We start from the raw sequence: 22,499 nt of genomic DNA, 5'->3' as shown, positions 1-22,499 counted from the left end.
ATGACCTCACTTTATTTATGATCTTCCCATACGTTTTTCAAAATGTTAGTAGCTTCACGGTCTGGACCAACGGCGAAAGTACATAGTTCAACGCCAGTTAGTTCAGAAACACGTTTTAGATAATTTTGTGCGTTAGCGGGTAGTTCTTCGACAGTCTTGCACTTAGTAATGTCTTCTTCCCAGCCAGGTAGGTCTTCAAAGACAGGTTCGCACTTATCTAGGAAGTCTAGGTTAGCAGGGTAGTACTTGATTAATTCGCCATTGTATTTGTAACCAGTACAGATACGAACGGTGTCAAAACCAGAAAGTACATCTAGACAGTTAAGTGATAGGTGGGTGATACCAGAAGTACGAACGGCATGTTGTAGGACAACGGCATCTAACCAACCAATACGACGAGGACGCTTAGTAACAACCCCATATTCATGAGCGACTTCACGGATACGATCAGCGCGTTCATCGAATAATTCGGTTGGGAAAGGTCCATCACCAACACGTGATGTGTAGGCTTTACATACACCGACGACTGAGTTGATACGGTTAGGACCGATACCAGTACCAGTGGCTGCGTTTCCGGCAGTAGGGTTAGATGAAGTAACGTATGGATAAGTTCCATGGTCAATATCTAACATTGCGCCTTGGGCACCTTCAAATAGTACTTTTTTGTCGTTATCTAAAGCTTCATTAATTAGTAGAGAAGTGTCAGTAACGAATGGTGCAATCTTCTTAGCGTATGCACTGTACTTAGTAAAGATTTCATCGAAGTCAAAACCAGGTTGGTCGTATAGTTTTTCTAAGATGTTGTTTTTAATGTTTAATGCTTGGTGTAACTTGTCAGCAAAGGTATGTTCGTCAATCAAGTCGGCGATACGAATACCGATACGTTCTAGTTTATCCATATAAGCAGGTCCGATTCCCTTGTGGGTGGTACCTAATTTATGTTCTTTTTGTTCTTCTTGTAATTTATCAAACAAGATGTGGTATGGCATGATTACTTGGGCTCTGTTTGAGATACGTAGTCCAGAATAATCAAAACCATTTTCTTCTAAGTAGTCCATTTCAGAAATTAAAGTTTCTGGATTAACTACAACTCCGTTTCCGATGATACTTAGCTTATCGGAATAGAAGATTCCGGATGGAATTAAACGGCAGTGAAATTCCTTGTTGTCAATAACGATGGTATGGCCGGCGTTGTCTCCGCCAGAATATCTTACGATCATATCAGCATCTTGACTTAGAAAGTCGGTAATTTTACCCTTTCCTTCGTCGCCCCATTGGCTACCTATAATAACGATTGATGACATCAAGTTCACCTCATATATTTCTTTAAGTATTGAGGAGTATATTTCAACACTCCAGGAAAGATTTTACCATGCTGGAAAAATTAATCAAGAACTATTTGTATAAATGAGAAAATAATGTTCGGAAAATAAATAAAAAACGAACAATAAGTATAATTAATTTTAAGATAATAGTGAAAAAGCGAATTTTATATGTTAATATTAAAGCAAGATATTCGAAAGGATGGATTGTGATGATTGATCGTTATACCAGACCAGAAATGGGAAATGTATGGTCTAAATATAATCAATACGCCTCATGGCTAGCTGTGGAGGTTGCTGTTGACGAAGCTTGGGCTAAGTTAGGAGAAATTCCTGCTGAAGATTTAGCTAAGATTCAAAAGAACGCTACCTTTGATGAAAAAGAAATTGAAGAAATTGAAAAGACTACCCATCATGATGTCGTAGCATTTACTCGTGATGTTTCAAGATACTTAGGTGATGAAAGTAAATGGATTCACTTCGGTATGACCAGTACAGATATCGTTGATACTGCCCAAGGTTACCGTTTGAAACAAGCTAACAACATTATTCGTAAAGATATCGAAGAAATTATCGAAACTATCGGTAACAAGGCCCTTAAGTACAAAGATACTGTTATCATGGGAAGAACTCACGGTGTGCAAGCTGAACCAACTACCTTTGGTTTGAAGTTACTTCGTTGGTATGAAGAAATGAAACGTAACTTGGAACGTTTCAACATGGCATCAAAGGATGTTGAAGCAGGTAAGATTTCGGGTGCCGTTGGTACTTTCGCTAACGTTGATCCATACGTTGAACAATACGTATGTCAAAAGTTAGGTATCCGTGCCCAATCAGTAGCCAGCCAAGTGCTACCACGTGATTTACATGCTAACTACATTGCATGTCTTGGCGTGATTGCTACTAGTTTAGAAGAATTTGCTACCGAAGTTCGTGGACTACAACGTTCAGAAATTCATGAAGTCGAAGAACACTTTGCTAAGGGTCAAAAGGGTTCATCAGCAATGCCACACAAGAGAAACCCAATTGGTTCAGAAAACATCTGTGGATTAGCTCGTGTAATGAGGGGACATGTTGTTACTGCAATGGAAAATGTTGCATTATGGCATGAACGAGACATTTCCCACTCATCGGCAGAACGTGTTATCTTGCCAGATTCTACTATCTTAATCGACTACATGTTGCACCGTTTCAACAATATTGTTCGCGATCTAGATGTATTCGAAGAAAGAATGCTAAGTAACCTAAACATTACTAATGGTCTAATCTACTCACAACGTGTAATGTTGAAGTTAGTTGAAGCAGGGATGACTAGAGAAGCTGCTTACGACACAGTTCAACCACTTACTGCAATTGCTTGGGATGAAAATAAACAATTCAAGCCATTGGTTGAAGCCAGTGAAACAATTAACGAAAAACTTTCAAAAGAAGACATTGATGATGCCTTTGATTATCACTATCACATCCGCCACGTCGATGAAATTTTCAAACGCTGTGGTTTAATGTAAAACAAAAAGAGTTGGCAATCCGCCAGCTCTTTTTTTGTGTAATTTTTTAAAATCAGTTAGAATGAAACATAGGTGATATATAATGAATAAAAAATTTGAAATGACAAAAGAAGGTTGGACTTTCTCAGTTCTATTCTTCTTATGCGCTGTTTACTACAGTTTCAGTAAGGCGCACTTTGCTCACTGGGGCAATGTTAAAGTGACATTCTTCTTAGTACACTGGTCAACGCTATTAAGCTCATTGATTTACGCAGTGATCTTGGTATTGTTCTACCTCGTATGTACTTTGCTACCATCACGTCGCATTGTGGCCTTGCCAACAATTATTACATTATTACTAGCTGGACAAGAATTAGCACTTGCTTACTACACACTCCCAGTTGGTGATATTTTAGGTGGATTGGTACTATTGATTGGTACTTTGACCATCCTATACATGGCATACATCAACGCTAAAATTAGTTTTAACATCATTGATTCAATCATTGATGCGGATGAAGGAAATTACTTGAAGCGTTGGTTTAACCGAGTGAAAGTCAGTCTAGCATATGATTGGAAACCACTAGTGATTTCAATTGTTATCTACATGATTATTAACGCGTCAATGCTAATGACATTAACATTTAAGTAAGAGTCAGCCAGGTTGGCTGGCTTTTTTATATAATCGATTTGGAATAAATAAGCTCAAGATGATTCGAATAATTAACAAAAAAAGCTCAGCGAAATGCTGAGTCTTTTTTTGTTTAGTCAAAGTATGTGTGCAAGAAGTCTTTGACGCGCTTCTTGTATGCGACTGGGTTGACCCAGAAGCTTTCTTCATGACCTGCACCTGGCACAATCCATAGTTGTTTTGGACCGTTTGATGCGGCGTAGTTTTCATAAGACATGTAAGTTGGCACGTAGATGTCGCTATCCCCGTGAATGAATAGGGTAGGTAAGCTGTTTTTCTTCAATGCTTCGGTACATGAGGCGTTGTGCAAACGGTATCCAACCTTGTACCAGTTAATCGCGCTAACCAATGGTTCGATTGGGTAAGGAGGCAAGTGGAACATGTCTTTTAGTAAGTAGTTGAATTCGTCACCAACATTGGTGTATCCACAATCAGCGATGATTGCTTTTACTTGTTTTGGTAAGTCTTCACCACTTAGCATTGTGACAATTCCGGCTCCCATACTGATACCAAACATTAGGATTTCGGCATCGTCACCGACTTTTTCAAGAACTAGCTTAATCCAACGAAGGTAGTCGATACGATCCTTCCAGCCATAGCTGACGTACTTACCATCACTATCACCGTGGGCACGATCATCTGGAGCTAGGACATTAAAACCTAATTCGTGGTACATCTTAATAAAGTTTGCCATTGTCTCACGATTACATCCAACACCATGGGCCATGATGATTGTTTTCTTTGTTTCTTCCTTGGCAGGAACATATGAAGCAATCATTTTTTCGCCTGTGTCGACTTCGTTTAACACCCATTCTTCCTTTGGGATAGCGTGGAACCAATCGACATAACGGTAATATGCGTATGCAAAACGTAATTGGCTAGTTTGTGGGACAGGTTCGTCGTCCTTTCTGTTCATACCTAGTTTGAATAGGTAGTAACTGAACATAAAAGCTCCTGCCCCAACTGCAGTAGACATTACACCTAAAGCAGCAGCAGCTTTTTTAAATCCCATAAAAATCACTCCAATGTTATTTAGTCTGTAAGGTAAATATCCTTTAATTTAGCAATATCTGCGTCAGATAAACCAATAAATTCGTGCAGGAAGTTATTGATATTACCATATTTCTCTTTAATGGTAGCCATCGCAGCATCGAAGTATGATTCATCAACAGTGTATAAGTCGTGTAGGTTTTGACGAAGCTCGTTAGTCATACCGTACTTGCTGTATTGATCAATTTTAACTTGGATGAATGGTTTCATTGCTTCTTTTGATAATAGGTAATCTTTTTTGATTGTATCTTCATCAACGCCTAAAGCGAATAAGAAGAAAGCAGCTGATAGACCAGTACGGTCCTTTCCTTGCGCGCAATGGAACAGTACGGCACCGTCGTCAGTGTTAGCTAGTAAGGTCTTGAAAAGATTCTTAAAAGCATTTTGGGCGGATGGGCTAGTGACCATTGATTGGTATGAATTAATCATATTTTGTTTACCACGTGTAGCATCGTCCATGTACTGTTCAGCGTATTGCTGTTCAGTCTTGTCATGACCGCTATTAAAGACGGGATTAGCGATAAGCTTAATCTTGCTTGATTTCTTATCAGGTGCTTTTGTTCTTTCAGTGTCAGATCTTAAGTCGACATCGAAATTAATGCCATAGTCTTCTAAAAAGGCTAAATCTGAATCAGATAGTTCAGAAAGGTCACCTGAGCGCAGGACTTTGTTCCATTTTACAAAACGGCCATCTTCTGTTTGGTATCCACCAAGTTCGCGGAAGTTATAGCCGTTTTTAATGTCTAATAATCGTTGTTGTGACAAAATTCATACCTCCCATATAACGCAAATATTATTTATTATATTGTAAAAGAAATTAGCCAATAATGAAAGCTAGAAGAAATAATATTATTGATATATTTTTGTCATAAAAATATAAATTTGGATTATAAGAAAATTAAAAATAATAATTTCAATTTTTTGCCTTCTGTGAATCAAAATGTTGTTTTTTTAGGTGATTAATGAACATTGTGTATCATTTTTTAAATAAATATTAAATAATCCTTCAAATCGTTTTAAAATTCTTTAAGAAGATGATAATATAATAATTATATAAAATTACCGTAACTGCGCACTTTTTAATAAACGCAAGCGCAAAAATATAGATTTTTAATAATGTCATAAATAACTGTTTTAAAAAATTAGATTGAATTTGAAAGGGACGTTAATATGCAATACAACAAGAAAAAATTCAATAAAATAAAAGATAAGAAAGTAATGAAGAAAGTCAAGAAACAATGGGTTGTAATGTCATTGTCAACTTTTGCTACAGTGGGTGGTCTTGCCTACACAATGACATTTAGTCATGTGGCACACGCTGATACGAATTCGGATGCTTTGAAGGCGGTTACTCAAACTAATTCAGCTTCAAGTGGTGGATCTAGCTACCAACAAGTAGCATCTAGTGCTACCAGTGTCAGTTCTGATGTTAACGCATCATACGCTAACCAAAGTGCCGTAAGTTTGAGTGTCGATTCTAACGTCGCTGCTAACAAAGCAATCGATTCTGACGCACAATCTGGATTTAACAATGGATTAGGTGTGAACAGTGCGTATAATTCACAAGCTGCATCAAGTATTGCAGCTAGCCAAGCAGCTGCCCAATCATCAGCAAATTCAGCTCAATCATCAAGCTCAGCACAATCGTCCAGTTCAACACAATCTTCAGGAAGTAGTTCGGCATCATCAAGTCAACCAACTTCAAGTTATAGCTCTGATTACACTAACGCATCAAGCCAAGCTGCAGCTTACAAGGCGGTAATTGATCGCGCTGGTTCAGATGCGTTTGCTGGAAACGGAAACCAAGTTTCTACTATCTCTGATGTAAATGAACAAAACTACTACAATGCTGCTTATAACGGTGCAATGAGAGCACTAGCGGCTTATAACTTGTTGACACATGATCAAGGAACTGGTACCCAGGATTATACTTCTTACCAACAAAATGTAAGTTCTAGTCAAAAACCTAACGATGCTTACAACTCGGCTATTGCCTATGAACAACAATTGTTAGCTAAGTTTAACGGTAAAAACAATACAACAGTTAAGCTAAACCAAAACGGTCAGATTACAATTCCTAGCCAAAATGATAGTTCAATTACTTCATTTAATACTTATACACCAAATTCCGCTTTGTACCTTACTTACCAATACGGTGTTAACTATTTCTTAACCCAACAAGGAATTAAAGATGCCAAGGCTGGTAAGTGGACTGGAATTAGTAAGAATCAAGGGCTAGTTTACGATGCTAACCATCAATTAAGCTTCCCTGACGATAATTACACACCAAGTGCTGATTCAACCAATGCGTATGATCAGGCTTATTTGGGTGCCCAACAAGCGATGAATGACCAATGGGATCCAGTCTATGACACCATTAATGGTGGTGGAGATGGAACTAATTGGGGATACGTATTAAGTCTTGAAACAAATTCCAACAACCTAAATTATATTGGCGGAACTAGCTACTATCGTGCTGGATACGACAGTGTTGCTCAAGAAATCAACAATAATAAAACTGCGTTTGTTCATAATTCATGGCAATTCCAACGTGCATTGGCCGGAAATTACTATCCTACCTGGAAACTAAGTGACATTGTTAACGGTAAATGGTCCGGTTATTCTGCATATAACGATGCTTGGGGAAAGACTGTTAATGCAACAAACGTTAAGTTAGTTAACGATATTGACTTCCAAGGTGCACCATATACTGAATACTGGCCAACAATGTATCATCTAAAAAAGTTAGTCGTTGATGGTCAAAATCACCAAGCTGACTTCCACGGATGTTTGGACCAATTCTATGCTGATTCTGGAGTTAATCCTATATTGATTATTCAAAACTTTCAAGCAGCATATTCATACAACTACTATGGATTCTTGAAGATTAACCAACCTGGTACCGTTGTTTACAACAACGTTAACTACGTCGGAGCTCAAATGCTTTCTGACTTCCCGGCCGGGGGTAACGATATTCGTTTCATGGGAAATATCAATGAAATTAACGTTTCAAGTTACCAAACATCATTGAACACTGGGGTCCATCCAACAGAAGGAAACGGTAACCAAGAAAACATGGAAATCCAAAACCTTCTATTGTACCCAGGTACTCACTATTTCGGAACAGTTGCACCTGATTATGGTAATAACGTAATCAAGCTATCTGGTAGTTTGACTATGAATGATGGATCGCAAATGACATTGGTTCCTCGTGGGAACGGTGGTTACTACGCTCGTAATGGATCTAATTACGGAATCGTGGTTACCAATGGTGCCAACTTAAACATTAATAAAGGGGCAACCCTACAAGTCATTCCTGATAAGTGGAATGGTAGTGGCACTTTTGCTAATGGTATCTATACTTACGGAAATGTTAACGTTAATGGTGGGACTTTAGATATCGAAACTAATGCGCCTAGTTACTTTTACAATGCTGCTATGTATGTTGACCAAACAGGTCAAGTTAACATTTCTAATGGTGGTTTGGTAAAGGTTCAATCACAAAACCTTGGTAACACATCTACTGGAAGTTACGGTATTTTGTATAACAACAACGGTCAAATTAACGTCAATAACCTTGGTAACTTGAGCGTTAGTGCTGATGGTTCAGGACAAGTTAACTTGATTGCCGGTCCGCTTAGCATCACTAACCCTGGTCAAAACAACATTACTTTGGATTTAACAGGTAACTCTAATGCCCAAAGTACATTGTCCAACAACAGAATTGATGCGTACACCTCATTAGTTACTTACGGTAACCGTTCTGGTGCAGGTAACCTAAGTACAACTCGATACCCAAGCCAAATTCTTTACAGTTTCCATTTAAATAACAACAAGAATAGTTATGTTGATGCATCCGCAAACCCTGGTAGTTTCACACAAGGTACTCCAAATTACCTTCAAATTGCTACCGTTCCAGCGGTTTATTTCGTCGGACCTATGACTCCTGTGAAGAACCAAGATGGAACTTATTCACTTACTGGTTATGCCCAAGTCGGTGGTCATAAAGAAAACGACAACGAACCAATCTATATCCAAGCCGGATACGGAACTAATAATTCATACACTGGATTAACATATCTTCCTGGAAACATTAGAAATCAAACTACCAGCAAGGATACGAATGTATATAGCCAAACGATGGACGTTCCAAGTAATTACAACTATGAAATCATGAAGTACACCGTTCAAATGCCAAGGGACTATGATCCAACTAAGAATCCATATGTTGGAATCTTACTTCGTTATGGTGTTGACGGTATTGATACCACTGCTCAAGTGCAAACTGGTCAGTATGTATCATCTCAACATCGTTACGATTTGGACAAGAATGGGAACTTGATTGATGTTGGTCAACAAGTAATTACTTCTGGTAACTACAATGACATTAACAATGGGGTTGGTGACGCCTTAACCGACGTTTCTAACGGTAATAATAATCAACAAAACATTAACCAATACAAGATTAATCCTAACTATACTAGTGGATATAGCAGTGTTGTAGCAGGTTACGATGCCTTTAACAATGGTGCGCCTGATCCAACAACTAACCCAGCGTCAATGCCTAAGGACACTGCATCAAACACTACCAATCAAAGTAGCGATAACGTTGTTAATGATCCAGCTGCATACATTCAAGGTTACAACCAAGCCAGAGCTGATGCTGCCGGAACTCAAAAAGGGATTAATGACTTCATTAACGGGAATGCTCAAACAACTAACCCTAATGCAACCACTCAATACAACAACAACTACAACAATGCATACTACAATGCCCTTCAAGGATACAATGATAAGGGTAACGGAGTTGTGTCCCCACTATCACAAAGTGTGTCATATTTACAAGGATTTAACGCACGTCAAAACTTTACTGACGGTCAAAACGCTGCATACAGTAATACTGTAGATACAAATCGTGAACAAAATGACCCAGCTTACGCGGTAGGTGTAAGTGCTTTTAATGATGCAAAGAACCAAGTATTGACAGGTTCACATACAGCGTCAGGTCAAGGTCAAATCTACACTGATGCATATAACCAAGCGCTACAAAACTTAACTAAAAATTATAATGATGGTTCTAATGCATTCTTGAACAATGGTGCTAATAACACTAATGAAAACTCACCAGTAGCAACTCAAGTTGCTAGTCAAGGTTACCAAGATGCATTGGATGGATATAATGGCGTAACTAACCATAATAACCAAAATCTACCAGGATATATTTTGGGACAATCTATTAAGTCAGGGGTTACTGACTTATTAAATGGTAATGCAGATAATGCTAACCAAAGTAGTAACCAAGCCGGTTATGAAAAGGGTTACCAAGATGCTTTATCAGCATTTACCAGTGGAGTTACCAGCGGTAATACCACATCGTCAGATAATCAAACTAATGCATACAAAGATGGATTAGCAGCAGCTGCAAATGCAAATCAAGCAATTGCTAAAGCTGAGGCTGATTTAGAAAGTGGCAATTTTGGCCAACTAGGCAATGATGACGTTAACGATTCATCAGCTTACAAGACGGCTTACAATGCATACAAACAAGCATATGACGACATTAAGAATGGTCGAGCTAACAGTTCCGCTAACCAATCCGCGATTTATCAAGTTGTTTACAATAACGCCTTTAACAAGATTCAATCACAATACAATAAGGGTGTATCTGACTTCTTGAAAAATAGTCAAGATACAAGTAACAAGGCCTATGGATATACACAGGCTTATTCAGATGCGCAAAAAGCCTATAACGATTTTAATGACAGATTTAGTAAAAATGGCAGTAAAATAGACGGAATTAGCAAAATTACTTCAAATAGTCCATCTAGCGCATATCAACAAGCGTTTAACGCTCTATTGGATGCTAAACGTGGTGCCAGTGACGCTAAGAACCAACTAAGTAATAACTATAATCGTCCGGCGGACTCAACCAACCCTGATTACATGGAAGGTTATAACGGTGTTCGTGCAGCGTATGCTGACGCATCATTAAATACGCCCTCTACTGATTTAACTGGTAAGAGTCGCGAATACGTAGATGCATATAATGATGAAATAAAAGATGATAGTGCTACTTACAGCACAGCCAGTCAAGAATTTTTGGCTGGAAAAGATAATCCAACCGCTAAAGATCCAATTTCTATCCAGGCATTCCAAGATACTAAATATGGTTATCAAACTGGTTTATCAATCAGTGACGAAAGCCAATTAACTCCTGCTCAAAGAAACAATAAAGGATTTATGGCTGGATTTAATGCTGCCCAAGCAATTGCAGCTGGATATAAGAAAGCAGCAGACGCGGGTGCGGCAAACAATTACTCTGACAAGAGTTATGAAGATGCTTCAAAAAATCTAGATTCCAACTCTTCTGATTATCAAGTATATGAATCGTATAAGGGTGCTAAGGACGGATTCAATAATAAGTCACAGGAATGGGATTCTAACTTAGCTTACAAGCAAGCCTACCAAAAGGCACTAGCGCAAGCACAGGCACAATCTGAACAAGGCGCAAAGGATTACTTGCAGGGCCTTGCAAAACAATCTACTGATAGTCAATACAGCAATGGATATGATAATGCAAAGGCCGGATTTACTAAATTCATTAGTGACTATAGTTTCTGGTATCATAATTATCCACAATCATTAAATTTACCAACAAATTCAAATACTGCTCCTGGATATCAAGATGGTTACGAAGCAGCTAGAAGTGCATATTCATACCTATATGGAAATACACTAAGTGATTTGAATCCTAATGATGCAGCTTCAATTGGTTATAACCAAGCATCTCAAGGTTACAATGACGCAATTAATGATCCAAACGCTAATGCTCAAATTGCTTCTGATGATTCTAGCCATAGTGCCGCATATAAATTAGGTTACAACAATGTTATTACTCAAGTTATTCAAGGTTACAATAATGCTATTAGTGATCAAACTAAGGAATCAGATAACAATTCTGTCAGACCAAACGATGCTAATTATGATCAAGCCCAATCTTACTTGGGTGCTGTAGCTGGAATTAGAGCAGCTCAAGATGCCACTCAACCAAGTACAGCTGATTCTTCATACCCACTTTCTTACCAAAAATCTTATGCTAAGGCATATCAATTATGGAAGAACAATTTGACTACGGGGGCTAATTCATTTGTAAATGGAGAAGCTAACGGTAATGGTTCATATAATGGACAAGGAACAAACGCAGGTAAGCAAGCAGATAAGACCGCCTTGAACGCTGGTTATAGTATCGCATTGAAAGGTTTTCAAGATGCTGTTAACGGTGCCGTTAAAAATGAACCAACTAACACAACACTAGGTTCTGCTTATGATACCGGATATAACGCTTATCAGGATGCATTAGCAGGGATTAATGCCGCTAAGAAATCTAACTCCACAGATAAGATAAATGTTGGTAATCCAACCCCTGATAAAGCATTTGTAGATGGATATAATGCATATATTCAAGCTAAAGTGGATGTTCCAAATGGTAAAAATGTAAATGATAGTTCTGCTGATGCTATGTACCAAACTTTATATCCTGTATTAAATCAACAGCTAGCTACTTCCTATCAAAGTGGTAGAGATGCTTATTTAAATGGATATGATGTGAACGCTACTACTAATAGCAGTGATACTTTATTCGTTCAAGGATTTAACGACGCTAAACTAGGTGTTTCAGATGCGGTGAATGGTAATAGTAAGACTTCTAACAATGTTGCTTACACCTTCGCGTATGGACAATTCAAGTCAACAAGCTCATCCAAAGGGTACGTTAACGGGTATAACTTAGCAAAAACTACAACATCTAATTCAACATTGACCGACCAAATCGGTGTTGATGCCTTTAAAGGTGCAGGTGCGGGTTATACTGCAAGTTGGTCAAATGCACCATATAAAATTGATAGTACCCAATCATTGTCATACAACATTGCATTCCAAAAAGCTTATGCTGAAGGACAAAGATTGCATGAACAAGGTGCTAATGAGTATCTTAGTGGTAAATCTGTTGCTTCAAGTAGTTCAAATGGATATCCAATTCAAGCTGAAAACGATGGTTTTACATCTGCAAAGAATGGATACCAATTTGGCCTAACTGGTGCAACCCCAAGTAACGATCAAAAGAACAATCCATCCTTTATGATGGGGTATAATGCTGCGATTGTTTCTATGGGTTCTTTGAATGGACTTGATGAAAATACAGCAAAATCTAAAGTCGTTAACACCGATGGTGCATATAGTGATGCAAATAGTAATCTTCATAATTATTACAGTGACACACAACAAGGATTTACCGATGGAACCAGCAAGATACTAACAGATACAAGTAAATCTTATTCACCATCATATCTAACTGGGTACTATGCTGCTCGAGGAACTTCAGATTTTACAAATAATAAACAAAATACCACTCAAAGTAATTTCTTTAATAACCTAAATGATGGAGCATCAGTGCAAATTGCCTACAATACTGGATACAACCAGGCTGTTAATGGTTTCAACGAAGCCGTTAACGGGGGTAGCTTAAATTCACCTACATTATCTGAAAGATATGGCTTTAGCTCATACCAAAACAGTTCTCTTAAAACGCAAATAGATAATGCTGCTAATCAAGCTAGATCCGATTTCTTAGGTTCCCCAGCAATGAATTTAGCTAATGCTAATCCGGCCAAAAACAATACTTCTGGATTACAATTAATTACTGCATATACAAATGCTTACACTAATGCTGAAACAGCATATGTAAACGGGGTTAATGCATACTTGAATGGAACAGATGTCAATGCAACGGCTACACAGAATCTGGTTAACGGATATGATTTCTATTACCAAGGTTTTATGGATGCTAAGAACGCATATACTCAAACGCTAACATCTGTAAACAACAATTCAGGAAGCAATAACTCTGGAAATAACAACAATACTTCTAACACATCAGCAGTTAACACTACATTGGCTTCCCTAATTCAAAGAGTAATCAAAACGAGTGCGTCATCATCAACTCAAATTCAATTACCAGCAAGTAATAATGATGGTAATAATTTAGGATTTAACCAAGCCAATGGTTTGATTAATGCATTTAAAGACTTGAAGACTAGTGGAACACTGGTTCCTCAAAGTAGTAGTGACGTTAACTATCAAACAGCTGCTACAGCAATGTTACAAGCTCAATCTGATCTGTTGACTAAGTCTCATACAGACTTAACAAACAAAGGATTGCTATACAACAATGCTTACAAATTGGTATACCAATACTCACAAGATGAATACACTAACGGTCAAAATAGTGTATTGCAATCAACTCCGTTAGATAACGATGGATTCGCCATTCAAGGGGCAAGTAATACCAGATCTGGTTTTGTTGATGCATTAAATGGCTTGAATAAAATTAATGGTGATAACCCTCAATATTCAGCTGGTTATGATGCTGCTCAAACAATTAAGCAGGCCTATGCTGATACAATGAATAATCCAACACAAACTCAAAATTACAAGAATAGCGATGGATCAAATGACGATAATTCTAATAACGTTGAAGCAGCAGTTAAGCTTGCTTTAGCAGACTTTAAGAGTAATTCCACTAGATCTAATCAAGATCCTGCTATTTCAGCTAAATACGCAGCAGCTGCATATAATGCAGCGATGTCATCCATTCAAGATGCTGCGTTAAATGGTATGAATAATTATCTATTCAACCAACATAAACTAGATAAGACATTCACCACTGTTGAACAACAAGGTTTCGATGGTGGATATCAAGATGCTCAAACTGGATTTGCTCTAGGATTGGATTCAAAAGCAACACTAGATACAACTAAGAGCCAATATTACCAAAATGGTTTCAATGAAGCTCGTCATGTCCTACAAGCGGTAACAGATGCGACTGCTGATGGTCCTAAAGGAATTAATAGTCCTAAGGTGATTGAAACAGCATACCAAGAAGCTTACCAAGCTACTTTGGATGCTCAAAATGCCATCAAAAATGGTAGCAATACTGATACTGTGACAGATTCGGACCCTAATAATCCACATGATAATGTTTACAAAGAAGCTTACAAATTGGCCTTTGACAGTAACCAAGCATCATACATGAGTGGAGCTAAGTTATTTGCTCAAGGTGTAAGTTCTCCTAACCAACTTGATATGCAAACTAGTGGGTATAACAAGGCTAATGATGGTTACCATCAAGCTCAACAATATTTTGCTTCATTGGATAGTTCCTTATCAATTAATCAAAAGATAGATGAATTAAATAATCAATTTAATGGTTTACCTGATATTGTGAAGACTAACAAAGCCTACACTGCCGGTTACCAATCATACATTGGTGCACTTAAGGGATATCAAGCAGCAATAGATAATGCTAATAATAGTGACGAAAAGAATAAATATGCAGCCACAGATAATGGTGATGAAGTCAGCTATGCAGAGACTCTAAGAGAAGGTGCTGCCTATAACGGGGCCGTTGATGCATTTAATGACTACAAGGCACATGATGTAGCCAGTGAACCAAAACACAAGGATGACCCAACATACGTTGCCGCATACAACCAAGCAGCAACCGACGTTGCTAATAAGGTCCAAAGTGGAGCAGATTCATTCTTATCAAACGCTAATTACACTATTAACGCAAACCCACAAGGTATCTTTGACCAAGCGCAAGCTAAGGGAGCAACAGATGCTTCAGGTGGATTTAATGCTGATCAAACCCTTAGTCAAACAGATTTATCTGCTAAGTCAAAGGCATTCCAAGCTGGATATAACGCTAAGACTCAAGCATTAAACGGATTGGCAGCTTCTAGCGGTAACGCTAGACCAACTGATTCAACTGCCCAAGTGGCATATGATGCTGCAAAAGATGCTAGAGCGGCATTGGCTAACAATTCCGTTATTAATGATTTCTCAAACAAGAGTGAAGTCTACAAATTCATCTATGAAAGTGTAGTATCGGATTATCAAAAGGGTATGAACAAGTTCAAGGCCGCTGATAATTCTGCCAATGATTCAGACGCAGCGACTGGATACAGTGATGAAAGTGATGGATACGCTGCTGGACTTGCTGCTACTGGTGACGTCGATCTAAGCAATAAGAGCGTTGGTTACATCGATGGTTTCAATCTTGGTAAAGCCTCCGCAATTGCCTACAATGCATCTCAAAATACATCCACTGACGCTAACTCAAACAACAAATACACAGCAGATACTAATGGTGTATCCGCGTTTGACGGTGCACAAGACGGTTACAAGGATGCAATTAGTGATAAACCACGTAACACAACATCAAGAGCTGCTAATGAAGCTAGTCAAAAGGCATATAACGATGCCTATGACAAGGCTTACCAAACAGCTAGAAATGAGATGCAATCAGGAATTGATGCATTTACTAACTATGATGGTAGTGATGATTTAGACGGCAATGGTGATGCTAATAACACCAACAAACCAACATCATCAGTTCTTCTAGAACAAGCAGCTATTGATAAGGGTTACTTGGATGCTAAAGCAGGTTACAAAGATGCTTTGAACTATGTAAAGGATCATCCAAATGATTCATCTAACGATAACGCTGGTAAGATTAGTCAACCTAGTCAAGCTTATGATAATGGTTATCAATTAGGATTGGATGTAGCTCGTTCACTTGAATACACTAGAAGTCATGCGACTGCAACAACAGACAATAATGCAACCACTGATCAAGCTAAGTCAGCATTCGACGGTGCTGTTAGAGGATTTGCTGATGGGCAAGATACTGCAACACAACATGTTCTTGATGCAAACAAGTCTGGTGCATACAAAAAGGCATACACAATTGCCAATGTTGAATCTGGTCAACAATATGAACAAGGTAAACAACTATTCTTAACTGGTGTCTTGAATAATCATTCTAACGATACTAATAATGCTGATGATGTTGCCTTTAACCGTGGATACAAAGAAACTTCTGATGGTTACACAGATGGAATGAAGATTCCACACATTCAAAACGGTAACTCAACTGGTTACTTAGCTGGTTACAATAAGGGAACTGCAATCTCTGATAGTTTCCAAAGTGCTCAAGATGGTAACCAAGAATACACTGGTAACGATCAAAGCGAAGGTGCATTTAGTCCAAGGGAAACATTTGATGCCGCTAAAGCTGGTTTTGATGATGCCAAGGCATTGAACAATCCAAAATCAAATGCTGACAAGACTATTTCATACCAAAACGCATACAACCTTGCATATAACGAATACAAGGATGCAATCGCTAAGGGTTCACAACAATATTTCGATGGAAATGGTAAGGGAACCACTGATTCTAATAACCTCGTAGATCAAGCAACTGCGCGCGGTTTTGCAATTACTAACGATGGATTTAATAATGGCTACACCAGCGCATCAAGTAATTCACCACATACACCTAGTGATTACACAGCTGATATTTACACTCGTGGATACAATGCCGGAACAGGTGCAAGTGCGTTTGTATATGCAAAGTCATACGATAGTAGTAATGCAGATCAAACTACTGGTTATCAAGAAGCTAAAGACGGATTTAATTTCGCCGCTGCTGGTAATGATGCTAGTCAAATTCCTGCCGCTAAAGCTGGACAAGCTGCATTTATGAAGGGATTCAATGTCTACACCCAATACAAGAACGGGATTGAAGATGGTTCCATCAAGGATGGAGAAAAGCAATCAACCGATGCTGATTATGGGAATGCTTACCAAGCAACCCAAGCTGCTCGTCAACAATTCATGCATTATTCAAATGTTGATAACACTGCACATACACCAATTTATCAATCAATCTTCGATGTTAAAGGTAAGGAATTCTTCGATCAATACGAATCTGGTAAGAATGCTTACCTATCAGGAAGCAATAATTCCGGAACAGATTTCCACGCCCAAGGATATCAAGACGCAATTGATGGTTTCCAAGCTGGATTTAGTAGTAACGGTCAATCGCAAACTCAAGAAACTAACAATGTCGGCTACACCGAATCATATAAAGCTGGTCAATCAGCATACAAGGGATACCTTGCTGCTTTAGCTGATAAGACCAACAACACCAGCGGTGATTCATCATCTTATGCAACCGATGGATTTAACGGTGCAGTGAAAGCATTAACCGATGGATTTAACATCAATAATCCAGGACTTCAAAAAGGTATGTCTGTCTCAATGCAAAATGGTTACAATGCAATGATTCAACAAGCTCAACAAGCGGTTGAAGATGGATTGAACTCATTTGCCCAATCACTTCCAAATGCTCATTCAATAACTACTGGTAGTGGTAATAGTCTAGATAAATTACAAAAGGCTGCTTATGACACTACTAAGGATGGCTATGAAGCAGGATTGGCTGGTAACTTTGATCAAACAATGATCAATAATAAAGCTTATGTACAAGGTTACAACTTAGGTAAGGGTGCTAACGAGTTCTTGAATGGCAAACCTAAGGATGATAGTTCACTAGATGATAGTGTTGAAAGCCAAGGATATAAAGACGCAGAATCTGGATATGCTGCTGCAGTCGATAGTAATGGAAATATCGTTCCACAATCATCATTAACTGCTCAACAAAAAGCAGATACTGTCTTTATGGCTGGATATACGGCACACGTTAATGCCCTTAATGCTGCCAATGGCACATACACTAAGCAATCTAATATCGATAGTGACCAATACTCACAATACGGTGTTAATGCTGTCAATGACGCGTTAACTGATGCTAGAAATGGCGTGAAGAGTGATGTATCAGGTAGACCAAAGGCATACCAAGATGTATACAACACCTACTTTGCTAAGATGTATGGTAACTTTGACGATATTAAGGACAGCGTTAATAATGCTAACTCTGGAAACAGTAATGTCGACATTAGTCATGAAAACAACGTTTCAGGTGACTACTTCAATGCGATTAAGCAATATCTAAACAAGAATACTTCATCGTTGCCTAATAACATTGCGACTGACCAAGGGATTGCTGACGCAACCAAAGGTTTCATGAATGGTATTTCTAACTCACCTGAAAAGCTTCCATATGCTGGATATACTCCCGCATACAACGTTGGTTTGAAGTTGAGTGCTGGATTCAAGGCTGCTAAAGCAGATGTTACAAAGAACACAGCCGATACCACTAATGACGATGAAAACACCAAGAATGATATTAATGAATCATACAATGGTGCCGTTGCTGGATATCAATCTGCCTTGTCAGGTGGTAGTTCTCAAGACACTGACTCAAGTCACTCATTGCCATATAGTGCTTCATATAACGTTGCATATGGTATCGCTCATCAAAACCTATTGAATGGTCAAAACGACTTCTTGACCTCAGCTGGTACTAATCAACCAAGCGATTCAAATGAAATGGAAAAATCAAGTTACAACTTTGGTTATAACCAAACTCGTGATGGTTACAAGGATGCAATCGATGGTAAGGCGCAAGTTTCACATCCATCAGCATCCTACTCAGCAGGATATAGTGCTGCAACCAATGCTAAGAGCGGCCGTGATGATGCTAATTCTGGTAAAGCACCACAAGATACTAGCAACGCACAATACATGGCTGGTTACAACGCTACTGTTAAAGCTAGACATGATGCGGTTATGACTAATAATCAACCAAGTGATGTGTCAAATGAACCATTGGTATATCAAGATGTTTATAATGATGAATATGCTAAGGATAATAATGATTACATCACTGGTTATAGCAACTATGTTGCAAATGGTAACAAGGTATCAGATGATAGTTTCCAAAAATTAGGTTATGAAGATACCCAAAATGGTTATTCCGATGGTTTGAAGGGTAATACCGAAGCTAGTTCTAACTATGGATACATTCAAGGATACGAAATGGGTCAAGCATTTAAGGATGCATACAAGACGGCCTACAACGATCCAACACAAAGCCATACTGACCAATACACTGGTTCTGATGATGCAGTTAATACCTACGATGCCGCTGTCCAAGCATTCAAACAGGTCAGCTCTGAAAAGACACCTGCAGATGTTAGTCAACAATCTGCAGCTTACCAACGCGCATACAAGACTGCATATGATCAATCAATTGCAGAAATGAATGCCGGAAGTCAACGCTTCATTAACGGATTGTCAAATGAACATTCAAATGGTGCTGATGCTGATGACCGTGCATATAACCAAGGTTACGTAAATACTCAATCTGGTTATCAAGATGGATTTGCTGCTAAGTCAGTTGCCGATCTAAGCGATGATAATAAAGCTAGCGCTACTTACATGACAGGATACAATATCGGTAAGGGTGCCCAAGACTTTGTTAATGGACTTGCTGAAGGCTCAGCAACAATCACTAGTACAAATATTCAAATCAATAATCAAGAAAATTACGATTCTGGTTATGCACAAGCACAAACTGGTTACGAACAACGCAAGAAAGGTGTTACTCGTGACCAATTGACCCAAGCACAATTGAACAACCCTGCATTTATGAGTGGTTTCGATATGGCTGATGAAATCCAACAAGGAATTCAAGATGCAATCAATAAGCCAACTGATAACTATAATTCAAATAGTCCACATGACCGTGCATACAAAGCGGTATTAGATGCATTGAATGACTTCAAGCAAGGAAGAAGAAGTGATGTATCACAACAACCAGCCGCTTATGCTGATGCATACAATGATATTTATGCACAAATCATTGCTAAGGCTAACAATGGTAGTCAACAATACCTAAATGGTAGTCAAAATGATAAGGCGCAAAGTCAAAATATCTTGGATCAAGCTTACACATTTGGATATAACAATTCTAAGGATGGATCCGATGCAGTATACGATGCTGCTAAATCTGGTAAACTACCAAGTTCAACCGATTTAACTGAAGCACAAAAGAGTAATACTTTATTCATGGCTGGTTACAACAACGCCAATGGTGCTGTTGCATTTGATACCAACAGTTATCCAAAGGACAGCAATGTTGATTATCAAGCTGGTTATGCTGATGCTTCTAGTGGTTATGATGCTGGTATGTCAGGTGTTACTGTTGATCAACTAACACCTCAACAACAAAATGACAAGTCATTTATGCTTGGCTTTAATAAGTCAGGCGAAGCATTGAAGGGTTACCAATTAGCACAACAAGCTTTCGGTAATGATGACAATACTCACATGACTAATTCTGATGAAGATACTTCATTTAGAGGTGCGCAAGCTGGATTCATTGATGCCCAATTAGGACGTCCAATGAGTACAGATAATGTATCCGTTGTTTACGACAAGGCATATCAACGTGCATACGCTGAATGGCAAAGCCATGTTCAAATTGGTGCACTTGATGGTGTTAACAACAAGGCAAAACAAGATGCTACTTTGAACCCTGTTGATAAATCCGCCTACGATATGGGATACAACAGTGCTACTACAGCATTAAGTGATGCCAAGATTAACTCCGTTAATAAGGGTACTGTTCAAGGATCTGATAAGCTAGATAAGAATGTTTACAACGATGTGTACAATGCTTATAACAGTGGTTACCTTCGTGGGTACAACAAGCTAGCCAAAGATATTAATTCTGCTGATGCTATTTACTCATCTGCATATGATCAAGGATATGCTTTAGGAGTGAAAAATGCCCCTGTGATTGTCGTTCCTGATAATGGAAAAGATAAACCATCAGGTAATAATAGCTCCAACGGTAATACTGGTAACACTTCCAACGGTAGTACTGCACACACTGGTACTTCTAATAGTAATACTTCAAACGGAAGTACTTCGACTGGCAGCACTTCAAACATTAATACTTCAAATAGTGGAACATCGAATGATAATCATTCTGGCAAACCTAATAAATCAGAAAACAATAACACTTCTGCTCAAACTGGTTCAAATTCAGAACCTAAGCCAACAATAATTAACACTAATACTGTGGCTAAATCTGATAAGGTAGTTGAATCATTTACTAATGGTGTAAAGGAAACTCCTACTACCAAGCCAGAAAAAGTTAAGTACGACGATAACTATAAAGACATTATTGTTGGATTTAAGGCTGGTATTGATAATGAAAAGGTTAGCCAAAAGGATAAAAAGAAGTTCTACTTTAACCAAGGAATTGAATTAGCGAAGATTGTTAAGATTGCAATTAAAGACGCTAAGAAGATTAAGAAGCTTACTAATGAACAAAGAAGACAACAACCTGCTGCTTACGTTAAAGCATTCGATGCTTATAAAGCAGGGGTGTTGGCAGAAAAGAACAATGTTAAGAACAGAAAAGCTAAACGTATCAACTATGCGAAGATGGGTACAATTGCAGAATATGCTTTTAAACAAGGATTCCAAGTTGAAAGAAAGCAACAAATGTCTGATGGGACTCGAGCTGGTAGAGCACGTGGTAGCAAGCACTACCATATTCCTAAGTTGAAAAACCAAAACGTTGATTTCGTCAAGTCTTATGAAAAGGCTTATAAGAAGGAAATTAAACGTCGTCTACCTAAGTATGTTTACAATATTAAGTCTGTTTACACTCATAGATCAGTAAGATTTACCAAGGGTAATAGAGTTATCTTCTATGCTAAGAGACCAAGATATGCAGCACATGTATTCAAGGTTAAAGGAATTGCATTCTACAAGAATGGTATTCCTCGTTACAGAGTATCTGGTGGCCGTATCTTGACAGCTACTCCTTCTTCAATGAGAAGTGCTTACTACTCAAGGAAGAACAATAGACGTTATTACAAGGTAATTCGACCTACTGGGGTGTGGTTACACGACAGTAAGAAGTTCAATGTTGGTAACAGAATAAAGCATTATAAACGTAATAGTGTCATTAAGATCCGCAAGGTAATTAAGTACTATGGCATCACACGTCTATACATTAATTCTCACCAATACATTACAAGTAATAAAACTTTTGTTAAAGAAACTAAATAAGTTGATTTAACTAAATAGAATCAAAAAAAGACACCGATCATTTGATCGGTGTTTTTT

At 38.3% G+C, this 22,499-nt stretch carries 6 protein-coding genes; 3 read left to right on the top strand and 3 right to left on the bottom strand.

Annotated features, from left to right (window positions below; translation table 11 throughout):
* Window positions 1–11: 11 nt before the first annotated feature.
* On the bottom strand, window positions 12–1,304 hold the full coding sequence (locus J3U50_RS06650; protein WP_301945888.1) for an adenylosuccinate synthase: 1,293 nt from the start codon (window positions 1,302–1,304) through the stop codon (window positions 12–14).
* Window positions 1,305–1,534: 230 nt separating this feature from the next.
* Between J3U50_RS06650 and purB the strand changes: the two genes are divergently transcribed.
* Window positions 1,535–2,830, top strand: coding sequence for an adenylosuccinate lyase (purB, locus tag J3U50_RS06645; protein ID WP_053791439.1), 1,296 nt, complete (start codon window positions 1,535–1,537; stop codon window positions 2,828–2,830).
* An 82-nt stretch (window positions 2,831–2,912) separates the two neighbouring features.
* Window positions 2,913–3,461, top strand: coding sequence for a hypothetical protein (locus J3U50_RS06640; RefSeq protein WP_301945887.1), 549 nt, complete (start codon window positions 2,913–2,915; stop codon window positions 3,459–3,461).
* A gap of 112 nt (window positions 3,462–3,573) precedes the next feature.
* Here the strand turns inward: J3U50_RS06640 and J3U50_RS06635 are convergent, their stop codons facing one another.
* Both J3U50_RS06635 and J3U50_RS06630 read right to left on the bottom strand, forming a co-directional pair.
* The gene (locus J3U50_RS06635; RefSeq protein WP_301945886.1) at window positions 3,574–4,512 is read right to left on the bottom strand and encodes an alpha/beta hydrolase; all 939 of its coding nucleotides are present in this window, start codon (window positions 4,510–4,512) and stop codon (window positions 3,574–3,576) included.
* 20 nt (window positions 4,513–4,532) lie between these two features.
* The gene (locus J3U50_RS06630; RefSeq protein WP_054607869.1) at window positions 4,533–5,315 is read right to left on the bottom strand and encodes a tyrosine-protein phosphatase; all 783 of its coding nucleotides are present in this window, start codon (window positions 5,313–5,315) and stop codon (window positions 4,533–4,535) included.
* A gap of 405 nt (window positions 5,316–5,720) precedes the next feature.
* Here J3U50_RS06630 and J3U50_RS06625 point away from each other — a divergent pair, with 405 nt between their 5' ends.
* Complete coding sequence (locus tag J3U50_RS06625; protein WP_301945885.1) at window positions 5,721–22,442, top strand: DUF5776 domain-containing protein; 16,722 nt, start codon at window positions 5,721–5,723, stop codon at window positions 22,440–22,442.
* Window positions 22,443–22,499 lie beyond the last annotated feature (57 nt).

It is taken from the genome of Lactobacillus sp. B3795 (assembly GCF_026535805.1).
GTDB lineage: Bacteria > Bacillota > Bacilli > Lactobacillales > Lactobacillaceae > Apilactobacillus > Apilactobacillus kunkeei_C.
Note: the sequence above shows the minus strand (reverse complement) of the source record. Positions and strands in the feature narration are given on the sequence as shown.